The sequence below is a fragment of the Treponema denticola genome, from assembly GCF_024181605.1.
In the GTDB taxonomy this organism is placed as follows: domain Bacteria; phylum Spirochaetota; class Spirochaetia; order Treponematales; family Treponemataceae; genus Treponema_B; species Treponema_B denticola_B.
In genome coordinates, this window is sequence record NZ_CP054477.1 from 190,381 (window position 1) to 201,800 (window position 11,420).

The 11,420-nt window shown below is 41.2% G+C and carries 10 protein-coding genes; 4 read left to right on the plus strand and 6 right to left on the minus strand.

The annotated features are described in order from the left end of the window. Window position 1: 1 nt before the first annotated feature. The 3 genes from yihA to E4N80_RS00830 all read right to left on the minus strand — a co-directional run bounded on the left by yihA (window position 2) and on the right by E4N80_RS00830 (window position 3,891). Window positions 2–640 carry a ribosome biogenesis GTP-binding protein YihA/YsxC gene (gene yihA / locus E4N80_RS00820; protein ID WP_253699706.1) on the minus strand — a complete coding sequence of 213 codons (639 nt, stop codon included), beginning with the start codon at window positions 638–640 and terminating at the stop codon, window positions 2–4. Continuing rightward, complete coding sequence (locus E4N80_RS00825; protein WP_253699707.1) at window positions 637–2,214, minus strand: glucose-6-phosphate isomerase; 1,578 nt, start codon at window positions 2,212–2,214, stop codon at window positions 637–639. Before E4N80_RS00825 ends, yihA begins: the two co-directional genes overlap by 4 nt. Before the next feature lie 66 nt (window positions 2,215–2,280). Next, a complete protein-coding gene (locus tag E4N80_RS00830) occupies window positions 2,281–3,891 on the minus strand; it encodes an ATP-binding protein (RefSeq protein WP_253699708.1) in 1,611 nt (536 codons plus the stop codon). A 98-nt stretch (window positions 3,892–3,989) separates the two neighbouring features. Between E4N80_RS00830 and pgsA the strand changes: the two genes are divergently transcribed. After that, entirely contained in the window at window positions 3,990–4,583 is a 594-nt protein-coding gene (gene pgsA / locus E4N80_RS00835) for a CDP-diacylglycerol--glycerol-3-phosphate 3-phosphatidyltransferase (protein WP_253699709.1), read from the plus strand. Continuing rightward, on the plus strand, window positions 4,576–4,806 hold the full coding sequence (locus E4N80_RS00840; RefSeq protein WP_253690514.1) for a YdbC family protein: 231 nt from the start codon (window positions 4,576–4,578) through the stop codon (window positions 4,804–4,806). Before pgsA ends, E4N80_RS00840 begins: the two co-directional genes overlap by 8 nt. A 14-nt stretch (window positions 4,807–4,820) precedes the next feature. Here E4N80_RS00840 and rnhA read toward each other — a convergent pair whose 3' ends face one another. Genes rnhA through thiI form a run of 3 tightly spaced genes read right to left on the minus strand, consistent with a single transcriptional unit; the run spans window position 4,821 to window position 7,536 of the window. Beyond that, window positions 4,821–5,303, minus strand: a complete 483-nt coding sequence (gene rnhA / locus E4N80_RS00845) for a ribonuclease HI (protein WP_253699710.1) — start codon at window positions 5,301–5,303, stop codon at window positions 4,821–4,823. Continuing rightward, on the minus strand, window positions 5,300–6,370 hold the full coding sequence (locus E4N80_RS00850; RefSeq protein WP_253699711.1) for a 3-deoxy-7-phosphoheptulonate synthase: 1,071 nt from the start codon (window positions 6,368–6,370) through the stop codon (window positions 5,300–5,302). The genes rnhA and E4N80_RS00850 overlap by 4 nt, the downstream gene beginning before the upstream one ends. A gap of 2 nt (window positions 6,371–6,372) precedes the next feature. Next, entirely contained in the window at window positions 6,373–7,536 is a 1,164-nt protein-coding gene (gene thiI / locus E4N80_RS00855) for a tRNA uracil 4-sulfurtransferase ThiI (protein WP_253699712.1), read from the minus strand. A gap of 111 nt (window positions 7,537–7,647) precedes the next feature. Here thiI and E4N80_RS00860 point away from each other — a divergent pair, with 111 nt between their 5' ends. Together E4N80_RS00860 and E4N80_RS00865 are read left to right on the plus strand one after the other, a co-directional pair. Next, a complete protein-coding gene (locus tag E4N80_RS00860) occupies window positions 7,648–8,526 on the plus strand; it encodes a hypothetical protein (protein ID WP_253699713.1) in 879 nt (292 codons plus the stop codon). Between the two features lie 10 nt (window positions 8,527–8,536). Continuing rightward, a complete protein-coding gene (locus tag E4N80_RS00865) occupies window positions 8,537–11,383 on the plus strand; it encodes a hypothetical protein (RefSeq protein ID WP_253699714.1) in 2,847 nt (948 codons plus the stop codon). Window positions 11,384–11,420: the final 37 nt, after the last annotated feature.

Consider the following 11,420-nt stretch of genomic DNA (forward strand, 5'->3'; position numbering starts at 1 on the left):
GTTAAATCCTTTTTGCGATTAACGATAAAATATTATCCCGACCCGTTTTTTTTGCAGCAGAGCTTATTATAATGAGATCTTCGTTAAAGTTAAAAAAAGAGACCCAAGCATTTTTTGCCTTTATCTGATCATTTTTGCCTATCTTATCGGCCTTGGTTCCGACTATTACAACCTCAATATTTAAGCCGTGAAAAAAGCCGATACTTTCTTTTTCGGTTTCGGTAGGTTCCCGCCTCATGTCCATTAAAAAAAAGATGGTCTTTAAGAGAGGGCGGTTTGTACAATATTCGTAGAGCATCTTGTCGATTTGCAAGGTCATTCCGCCTGAAAGTTTTGCATAGCCGTAGCCCGGAAGGTCTGTGAGCACAAACATGTCTTTTGGAGCCGGCCCTGAAAACTTTTTAGTCTTAGGGTTAAAATTTAAAGAAGCCGGACGGTTTACCAAGAAAAAATTTACTTCTCGCGTCATTCCGGGGCGGGAACCTGTCTTGACCAAATTTTTTCTGTTAACAAGCATATTTATAAGGCTCGACTTTCCTGCATTGGAGCGTCCGAAAAAAGCAAATTCCGAAACACCGATTTCAGGAAACTGTTCAGCCTTAACGGCACCCTTTATAAATTCCGCATTTATAATTTTCATAAAAGAAATTCCGAAAAAGCTTTGAGGGTAGGGGGCATATCGTTTGAAAGCACCTTCTTTGCAAGGGTTTTTCCGAGCTGAACACCCTCTTGGTCAAAGCTGTTTAAGTTCCAGATAAAACCTTGGAACATCACCTTGTTTTCATAATGAGCAAGGAGGGCACCGAGGTTTTCGGGGTTTAGCTCTTCCCCATAGATTAAACTTGCGGGGCGGTTGCCTGCAAAGTCCTTGTTTTTGTTTTCATCGGTTTTTCCTGCTGCAAAGGCCATAATTTGGGCTGCCAAATTTGCATTCAGTTTTTGCATATTGGTTGAGCCATCGCTTTCGATATCAAGACCGATCTGGCTTTTTTTAAAGCCTATAAACTGCAAGGGGATTATATCGCTTCCCTGATGAAGGAGCTGATAAAAAGAATGTTGTCCGTTTGTTCCCGGCTCTCCGAAAATTACGGGACCCGTTTTATAAGAAACTTTTTCGCCGAAACGGTTTACCGTTTTTCCGTTCGATTCCATGTCCAACTGCTGGAGGTGGGCAGGGAAGCGGGAAAGGGCCTGACTGTATGGAAGAATGGCCGTTGCCGAGCAGCCTAAAATGTTTCTTTCATAAACACCGAGAAGGGCATCCAAGAGGCTTGCATTTTCTTTTATTTTTTTGTTTAGTGAAAGCTTATCTCCTTCGGCTGCTCCTTTTAAAAAGGCCTCTACCGTTTCCATGCCGAAGGCAAGGGCGAGTACTGCCGCTCCGCAAACCGAAGTTGAAGAATATCTTCCGCCTATAAAATCGTCCATATAAAAGGAAGTAAGATAGTCGGGGTTATTTGCTAGGGGGCTTGTTTCGCTTGTAACGGCAAGCATTTGTTTTTTGCAGTCAAGGCCGTTTTTTTCGAGAACGGATTTTACAAATCTTTCGTTTGCCAGAGTTTCTTGAGTTGTGCCGCTTTTTGAAACGAGGATAAAAAGGGTGCTTGCAAGATTTATGGAGTTTAAAACTTCGGCTGCATCGTCGGGGTCTACATTAGAAATAAAATGAGCCCTCATCTTTGTATTTGCCCGATTTTTTAAGGCTATGTACATGGCTCTGGGGCCTAAGTCCGAGCCGCCTATGCCGATCTGAACCACATCAGTAAAGACTTTTCCTTGAGAGGTTTTAATCTTGCCGGAATGAACAGCCTCGGAAAATTCTTTTATTTTTTTGAGCTCGTTGAGGTAAAAGCTCCTCATGTTTACACCCTTATAAACTACATCATTTTTTAATTGGCCGCGGGTGAGCTGATGGAGTACCATACGGTTTTCGCCCGTATTTATAAAATCTCCGTTGAGTAAGAGCTCATACTTTTCGATCAGCCTTTGCTCATCGGCTAGGGACTGCAAAGCTTTAAGAATCTCATCGTCTACAGGCTTGGCCGCATAATTGTATTTGAGGTTTCCGCCCATTTTAACCGAATAATTTTTTACTCTTTCAACCGAACTTTCAATATTGAAAATATCTGCGAGCTTTAAATTTTCAGCTTGTTCTTTATGAACTTTTTGTAATTGTGTAAAAGATGTACACTTATCTAAATTTTTCCATTCCATAAATTCTATTCTAACCTTTTTTGAGAAAAAAAACAACTTGTTTGGCAAAGCTTGTTTGGAAAAGCTTTAATTGGAGCAGTCTATAAGCCAGTCTTTAATCGTACGTTTTTCTTCATCAAAACTTGAACCGATTGCTATAATTTTTTTACCGCTGCCTGAGTACTTGTCTTTGTAGCCTTTTTCTTTTATTTGTTTTACGGCATTTTCCGCCGTTTCATTTGAGATAAGCTTAAATTCAAAGATATAAACCTTATCTTGAAATTCTACAATGCAGTCAGCACGTCCGGTTGCACAATGAACTTCCGTATGCACAAACTGGTTCATCAATGCAAACACAAGATAAACCGCTGTCTGATAGTTTTGTTCACGCACAGCTAAATCTTTTTCGGTTAAGGTGTCGTAGGGTATTCCTGAAATTATTCCCTTCATCTTTTGCATAAAGCCGTCTACATCTCCGGCTTCAATTTGCTCATAAAATTCCCAAATCGAAAGTCCTGTTTTATCTGTTCTTATCGGTGTGTAAGCCGGAAGCAAGTTATCCAAAAAGCCGTAACGCACTTCATCATTCGGAAAGCCCAAGCGGTACAGCCTCGAAAAATCGTTATAATCTTTAATCGTTAGATATCCCGATTGAAAAAGAATAGGCAAGGGATTTATTGTATCGGCTCGATAGGCTTCCAGACCGGACTCGTTCATCTTTACATTTCCGTCTAGGTCGGGAATATTATAATAAGCTTTTTTTAAATACTCGACCAAAAAGGTAGGAGTACCTGTTGCAAACCAATAACTTGAAAACTCTCGGGAAGCAAAAACATTTAAAAGACTGAAAGGATTATACATTGCCTTTCCCTTTCTTGCAAAAAGGTAGCCGTCATATCTTTGCTTTAACTTTGTAAGAGCTTCCTCATAAGTCAAGCTATTATTTTCTGCGAGGGCTGCAATCTCAGGTTTAAAATCGGTTTCAAGCTCTTCTTGCGAGATACCGCAGATAACCGAATAATCCGACAATAGGCTTAAATCACGTAAGTTGTTTAAATCGCTGAATATGCTGACCTTACTGAATTTTGTGACTCCGGTCAAAAAAGCGAAGCGGAGGTATTGGTCCGCACTTTTTATAACGCCGAAAAAACCTTTGAGGATTGTGCGGTAGGTTTCGTTTAAGGCTTCATCCTTCCACATCGTTTGAAGGAGTGGTTTATCATATTCATCGATAAGAATAACAGCCTGCTTGCCGGTTTTTTCATAAGAGCGGTTTATCACTCCGAAAAAGCGTTCGGTAAGAGTATTTTCGGAATCCTTACTGCCGTAAAGTTCTTCCCACCTGCAAAGATGATTATTTAAAAGGCTTTCCAAGTCTTCCCTTGTTTCGTATTTTGCAAGGTTAAAATCCAAATAGAGTACAGGATATTCCTGCCAGATTTCACGTTTTCCTTTTTCGGCTTCTTCAAGTTTTTCGATAGCCAAGCCTTTGAAGAGTTCTTTTTGCCCCAAAAAATAGGCTTTTAAGGTGGAAAGCAAAAGGCTTTTCCCGAAGCGGCGCGGGCGGCTTAAAAAGTGGACTCGGCTTTCGTTTACTAATTTCCAAATAAGCTCCGTTTTATCTACATAGACAAAACTTTCTTTTCGTATAACTTCAAAACTTTGGACGCCTATGGGCATTTTTCTAATCGTACTCATGATTGTATTATATCAGAAAAATACGTGGTTTGCAATTGAAAAATAAAAACCTATTTCTGCTATTGACAAAAACGGATTAAAGCTACATCATATAAGGTATGAAGTTATCTAATATTTTTACATCATCGCGGCTGGTGCTGGCGCCCATCATCTATGTTTTGTATTTTTTACCGGATTGGGTTCCTTTTATAAGTCCTAAAATTACCATTCTTATTATAATTCCGATTTTTATCTTTATGGAATTTACCGATTTTTTGGACGGCTATTATGCAAGGCTGCATAATCAGGTGGATGATTTCGGAAAAATATTTGATCCCTTTGCGGATGTAGTTGCAAACATAACGGTTTTATTTTGTTTTTTGATGGACGGCTTTTTGTTTGCTCCCTTCTTTTTGATTATAGTTTACCGCGAATTCGGCATCATGTTTTTGAGGATGAAGGCCCGCGGCGAAGGCATAACGATAGGGGCTAAGATGGGCGGAAAAACGAAGACCGTGCTTTATATTGTTGCGGCAAGCGTTTCAATGTTTTTAAAACTTGAAAAGATTTACGCATTTTTACCGCCGATACTTACCCGATACATTCTTTATTTTAACTGGCTTCTTTATTTTGCGGCGGTCATTTTGTCGCTTGCTTCATTTACCGATTATATTACTTCATATTTAAATACAAGGAGAACTGCTGATGAATAATCAGGACGAATTCAAATTTGAAATTACAAAAAGCTACGGAATTATCTCCGAGGGGAAGGGCGGTTGGAACACCGAACTCAACGAGGTATCATGGAACGGCCGAGATCCTAAATTCGATATAAGGCCTTGGTCCCCCGATCACCAAAAAATGGGAAAAGGAATTACCCTTACAAGGGATGAGCTTATAGCTTTAAAGAAGCTTTTGGACGAGGCCGGGATCTAGCTTACGAGTGAGAATTACATCATTTTTTGGCAGGCTTCAACCGCAAGGCGATCGCAGGCTTCGTTTAAGGGATTTCCTGCGTGGCCTTTTACCCAAATCCATTCAGGCTTAATCGAGGCTGAAAGGGAATCCAGCTCTTGCCAAAGGTCTTGGTTTTTTACGGGCTGTTTGGAGGCCGTCTTCCAATTATTTTTTTTCCAGTTAAAGATCCACGAGCTTATGCCCTGCTGCACATATTGAGAATCGGTGTGCACCGAAATACTTTCATAGTTCAAGGTTCCTCCGGACTTATCGGCTAAAAATGCAGGCTTCTCTTTTACCTTTTTTAAGGCCCTTATAACAGCCATGAGTTCCATTCGGTTATTGGTGGTAGATTTTTCGCCCCCGTTTTCTCTGCATATTTCTTCTTTTGAATCTTTGTTTACCATTATATAGGCCCATCCTCCGGGGCCGGGATTTTTGGAGCAGGCTCCGTCCGTGTATATTTCAATATTCATTTTTGCTTCCTCGCTTTGTATCTTTCATAGATTCTTAGTATTTCTTTTTGAGTTTCTTCCCAGCCTAGGCAGGGATCGGTTATGGATTTACCGTACTCGCCGGCATTCTTTGCTTTTTCGATCGAGGTGCTTCCCTCTTGGATAAAGCTTTCAATCATACAGCCCCTTATATAGTCAAGAGGTTCATTTTTATCGAAGCGGAGCTTTAAACTTTCTTCAAAGATGTTTATTTGTTTTTTCGGGTCCTTTCCCGAATTTCCATGGGAACAGTCTATTACTATGCTCGGTTTCAGCATTTTTTCTTTCATAAGAGAAGCCGCTTTTTTAACTTCTTCTCTATTATAATTGGGCTTTGAAATTCCTCCCCTTAAAACCAAGTGGGTGTCCGGATTTCCGGTTGTGTGGATTATTGCCGAAAGTCCGTTCCTGGCAATGCCTACAAAGGCATGGGGCAGGCGGGAAACAATTACTCCGTTTATAGCGGCCGTTATGTCTCCGTAGGTTGTATTTTTAAAGCCGACCGGCATTGAAAGTCCTGAGGCGATTTCCCTGTGGATTTGACTTTCGGCCGAGCGGGCACCTATCGAAGCCCAGCTTACAAGGTCGGCAATGTATTGGGGAATCATAGGGTCTACCGTTTCGGAGGCGGCAGGAATGCCTATTTCGGCAAGCTTAATCAAAAATTTTCTTGTCTTTTGAATGCCTCCTTCAATATTGATAAAGCCGTCAAGTTCCGGTTCTACGATAAGGCCTCTCCAACCTAAAACGGTTCTGGGTTTTTCAAAATAGGTGCGCATTATAATATAGAAAGAATCGGAGCATTTCTTTTTTAGCTCTAATAGGCGCATAGCATAATCCTCGGCTGCCTCCGTGTCATGAATCGAGCAGGGGCCGACTATGAGTAAAAAACGCTCATCCTTTCCGTTTATTATATTGCTGATAGTTTTTCGGGCTTCGGCTATAAAAGAATAAAGAGAATCGGATGCGGGTATTTTTTCTACCATTTCGGCAGGAGAACTTATGCAATGAATTCTCTCGATTCGGAGGTCTACAAGGTTTTTTATCATCTTTAAAAACTCATCTTTTTTACTTCTCTTTGAGAGTATGCCTCTTCTAAAAGGCCGTCTATTTCCATTCTTTCGAAAATTTCGGCAGCATCTTTGAGGTTTGAGTGTAAAATAGGGTGTTTGGGTGAAAACATTACACAGCAATCTTCATACGGTAAGATTGAAGTTTCGTAGGTGCCTATTTCCTTGGCTTCTATCGTAATTTCTTCCTTATCAAGGCCGATGAGGGGCCTAAAAACAGGAAATTCCGCATAAGAGTTTGTTACGGTCAGGTTTTCTACCGTTTGACTTGCAACCTGAGCAAGGCTTTCTCCCGTGATAAGGCATTTGGAATTTATACCCCTTGCCGTCATATTTGCTATTTTCATCATGCATATTCTCATCATTAAAGTTAGATAGGCCTCGGGGCTTTTTTCTCTGATTTGCTGCTGCACCTTTGTAAAAGGAATTATATTGAGGTATCCGCCGAGGCCGTAAGCGGCTAAGATTTCAGCCAGTTTTTCAACCTTAGCTTGAGCTTCAGGCGAGGTATAAGGATGAGAGTGAAAATAGATATAGTCCAGCTTCATCCCGCGGGTAAGCATTTTAAAGCCTGCAACGGGGGAGTCTATTCCTCCCGATAGGAGCAAAAGCCCCCTTCCCGAACATCCGCAGGGAAGACCCCGCCGTCCCTTGTGCTCAAGGCCGTAGATAAATGCTTTTTCTCTTACTTCAATGGAAATTACAATGTCGGGATTATGAACGTCTACTTTTAAAATCCCTTCAGTATGGATTACCCCTCCTACTTCCCGTGAAATTTCGTAGGATGTCAGGGGGAAGTTTTTTTCTCCTCGGCGGGATTCTATTTTAAAGGTTCTAGCCCCTGCATCCCGAGCCCTTATAGCCTCAGCTCTGGCTGTTTCGGTAATGGCTTCAATAGTTTTTTCGGCAGGAAGGGCTTCTGCCCAGCCTGTAATGCCTATGAGTTTATTTAGGGCTTCTTCGGTTTTTTCTTTAAATTCGGGCTTGACGCTTACATACATTCTTCCGGCTCGAACGCGTATATTGGGTTTAGCCTCCGGTAAATAGCTGCGTAAATTCTGCGAAAGCCGTATTTCAAAGTCTTTTAAATTCCCTTTTTTTAGGTTAATCTCGCCTATTTTTGCAAGGTAGAAAAGTTCTTCCATATTTTTATATTTTATCGTAAAAATGCAAAAAAGTCCATCAGGGGGAATTTTATTAATTCCCATCTTGACCATTCGGCAAAAAAGCTGTATCATTTAAGGATTGAGGTATGTATGAAAAAGATTAAAAAAATTGTTTTTTTTGTTATGTTTGTGTTTGTAAGTTTTTCTGCCTTTGCTTTCGAAGAAGGCTTTACTCTGGGACTTAAAGCTAATTTCTCCGGCTCTTACACTGACCCCCATATAAATGAGGCTGATAAAGAATATCTGGGCGCCGCTTTTATGAGGGGTATGGCCGGTTTTATTATGAACGGAGAGGCTGAACTTACCTATATTTTTGATTCAAAAAGATATTTTAACTATACAAATAATAATATCTTCGGAGGTCTCGGGCTTGCCTTTAACCTCGGTATAGGACAGGGCTTTTCAGGGCAGATTTCAGGTCAGTATAATGAACTTATAGGTAAGGATATTGAAGTTTATTGCCGCGTCTACATGACGCCCATAGTAACTTTTGGAACGGCAGTTAAGGCTATGCTTTTTAAAAATAGGTTTGCAGTCGGTTTCGGTCTGGGCGGAAGAATGCTTGCCGATCCCCAGCCCACCTATGAACTGTATACCAATTTGACGGACGAAGAAGCAAAGAAGCTGTATAACAATGGTAACGGCCCCGACTTTTATCCCGAGACGGGAACGCTCTATATCCCTGAATCCATGATGAAAAAAATGAATCCGCTGGGGCTTGTACTAAAAACTTCGATAGAATATAATCAACCCGTAATTACCAGAATGGATATTATGATAGGAGCCTATGCATCCTATACCGTTTACAAGCCTGGCCATGTCGCTTTGCCGAAAAAAATCGCAAAGGCTGCCATCGAAAACGGTAAGAATAAAGGCATAGATGTCAATTTTGAACGGGACCCTATAAAATCCTTTTTTATGAATAGTGTCGATTTCGGTGTAAATTTAGGACTCTTATTTAAAATTTAAGGAGGCGTTTATGAAAAGGAAAAAATTCTTTGTTTTAAGTTTGCTTATTTTTACGGCTGCTTATATATGTTTTTCATGCCAGCCGGCCTTAGGTTCTTCGTGGTACAAACGTTCCATTAAAGACGATGGCGATAAAAAAACGCTGACCGTACAATCGATAACGGTATGCGGAGTAACGCTGTATCCTGAAGCCAACGGGGAAGACTTTATAGGAAAAGTAAATGCAAAAGATTCAATACTGTATCCTGATGATGTAAGTGCAGCTGTAAAGGACAATACCGGTGCTGCTGTTGAAGTTTCAATAACGATAAAAGGACCAGGCGGACAGGCCAATTTAAAAGAAGGGGAACCTGTTACCGTGCCCATCATGTTGAAGACCATAGACGGTTCAAATCTTGAAATACAAAACTACCTTTTTTTAGAGCAGGACAGTTCTATGGCAGGAAGCGGAGGTGATCCTAACCCCAAAGACCCGCACGGTAACAGTAAATTTATTATAAAAATCAAAACAGAACACATGGAAGCCGATCCTTGGACTTATTATAAAGAAGGAGAGCCCGACAGCAGTGATGATGGAAACTTTGATTCAGCTAAATTCGATAATTGGATTCTTAATATGCCCAATATGGACGGCATTGTTGCCTCGTACAAGTTCAGGGAAGGAAGCTGGAGCGGCAGTCCTGAAATGGTCGACAACGTTCCGTCCGGAATAGGTTCGGGTATAAAAAAAATTTGGGATGTAAAAGTTTATCGTTATAAAAATAGAACCGATCGATGGTCCGAAATAGGGTATAAGCCTAATCATGACCCGAAAGACGAGCGCTTTCACTTTTTTAAATTTACGGCAAGTTCTGCCGGAGGCGCAGTCGGCGGGGAGCACGGCAGCTCCATGTTCTGTGTAGACCGATATTCCAAATTTTTGTTTTATTACAGTGAACCGTCTGAGATGCCAAGTATATTTGGGAATAAGGTTCCTAAAAATTGGACGGATTATGCGGCGCCCTCAACGGGAATACATGAACAATTTTCCGAACCCTTTTATCTGACCGACCCCGTCGGCTTTGTAAAAGAAGACGGTTCCGTTGTTCTGTACCAATGGATAAAGGATAACATAAATAATGCAGACTATAAACCGAAACAGAATCCTGCTTATACACAGCCTGCCGGAAGAAAAGCCAACAAGGCGGGTTTTTCTCCATATAGAGAAAAGCTAAAAATAATAAAAAAGACCATAACCAAAGATAAAAATCCGAAATATACGGCTGTTAAACCGGTTATTTTGGAACAGCCTAAAGATGCTTATGCAAAACTAAACAGCCCCGAACTTGTTTTTGAGGTAAAAACGGCACCCGTACCCGACGGCGAAACACTCTCATATCAATGGTATAAGGCCGAAAATAAGACAGACGCTGGAACTGAAATTCCAGGTGCAACGGAAGCATCATACAAAATAACCGATACCTCAACCGAAACAAAATGCTATTTTTACTGTATCGTCAAAAACACGAATACGGATAACAATAAATCGGAACAAACTGAAAGCGAGCGGGCAAAATGCCACATAACTGACGGACAAATTCAGTCCGATGCTTTAAACCCTGAAATAACGGAACAGCCTAAAGGCAAAACCCTTCGCCTTAACAGTGCAGAACAGCTTACCCTTAGAGTAAAAGCTGAGTCCAAAGACGGAGGCACCTTATCATATCAATGGTTTAAGGCCGTCTCATCTGAGGCAGAAGGAACGGCCGTAACAGGAGCCGATAAAGCCGAGTACACCTTTACACCCGATACCACCTCAGCCGGAATAACATACTATTATTGTGTAGTTACAAATACGAACAATACCGTACACGGAGAACAGACTGCAAGCAAAAAAACTGCTTATGCCGCAATCGAGGTCGAGCAGTCCTATAAGATTGAATTTTTCGTAGATGGAGAGGGCGGAGCCCTTACTGCCTTGCACAACGGGAAACCCATCAAATCCGGGGATTATGTAAAAAAGGGTGAGAAGGTCAAATTTATCGCAGCTCCGAAACTCCGGCACATTGTTAAAGAATGGGAAGGGGTTATTCCCGAAGCTTCCATTGCCGATAAAACATATGCCGTATTAACGGTTGGAGCGGCAAATGCTGCCGTTTCGGTTTCTTTTGAGCCGAAAATGCGCCTTACTATAACTCCTAAAATTTCCAATGAAAGTTTACAGTCATGGAGTACGGCAGACGGTGATCACTTTAACCATAAATATATTGATGGGGTTCATATTTCGCATAAAAGTGCGGTTCAGGTAAGCGGTGGAAGCAATGTTACAAAATCGTGGGATCATATGTTTCCTATTAAGAATAAGAGCGGAAAATGGATTATCGTGAAATCGGAGGATTTTATCAACATAGGAACCGCTAAATCAGCGGAATCCGGCTGGTTAAATACCGAATTTTCTTCATTTACAGATTTAAAAATAAGCCTGACCAATTACCTACTCAAGGCGAACCGTCACGATTATTGGTATGCAGAATGGACAACACTTGGTGGTGGGGATGTATATCCTCTGCAAGCCATCGACGACAACAGCATTTTTCCGCTCGTTTATAATGAAACTACAGGGATGTGGACGGTAGACAATGCTAATGTTAATATAAAACGCTCTGATGACATTCCGTTACCTGCCGAATTTGCAGGAACGAAACCGAATCCTGACCGCAAAATTTCCTATAAGGGCGTAACAATTACCTATGACGAAAACTTTACCCTTCGTGACGGTGAAGAAAAAGACTTTGTCATTACGTATAAGGTAGATAACCATGATGAAACACGCTCGAAAGGCACGGTAAAGGTAGTTTATACAATCAGCTGGAAGTAAATTTTAAAAGCCGAAGGCTCTACGTGAGCCTCCGGCT

Bases quoted from the DNA above. Each gene is read 5' to 3' on its own strand.
- E4N80_RS00850 (WP_253699711.1), bottom strand. From the start codon at position 6,370: ATGATAAAAAACCTTGTAGACCTCCGAATCGAGAGAATTCATTGCATA.
- E4N80_RS00840 (WP_253690514.1), top strand. From the start codon at position 4,576: ATGAATAATCAGGACGAATTCAAATTTGAAATTACAAAAAGCTACGGA.
- yihA (WP_253699706.1), bottom strand. From the start codon at position 640: ATGAAAATTATAAATGCGGAATTTATAAAGGGTGCCGTTAAGGCTGAA.
- E4N80_RS00830 (WP_253699708.1), bottom strand. From the start codon at position 3,891: ATGAGTACGATTAGAAAAATGCCCATAGGCGTCCAAAGTTTTGAAGTT.
- E4N80_RS00860 (WP_253699713.1), top strand. From the start codon at position 7,648: ATGAAAAAGATTAAAAAAATTGTTTTTTTTGTTATGTTTGTGTTTGTA.
- E4N80_RS00865 (WP_253699714.1), top strand. From the start codon at position 8,537: ATGAAAAGGAAAAAATTCTTTGTTTTAAGTTTGCTTATTTTTACGGCT.
- E4N80_RS00825 (WP_253699707.1), bottom strand. From the start codon at position 2,214: ATGGAATGGAAAAATTTAGATAAGTGTACATCTTTTACACAATTACAA.
- thiI (WP_253699712.1), bottom strand. From the start codon at position 7,536: ATGGAAGAACTTTTCTACCTTGCAAAAATAGGCGAGATTAACCTAAAA.
- rnhA (WP_253699710.1), bottom strand. From the start codon at position 5,303: ATGAATATTGAAATATACACGGACGGAGCCTGCTCCAAAAATCCCGGC.
- pgsA (WP_253699709.1), top strand. From the start codon at position 3,990: ATGAAGTTATCTAATATTTTTACATCATCGCGGCTGGTGCTGGCGCCC.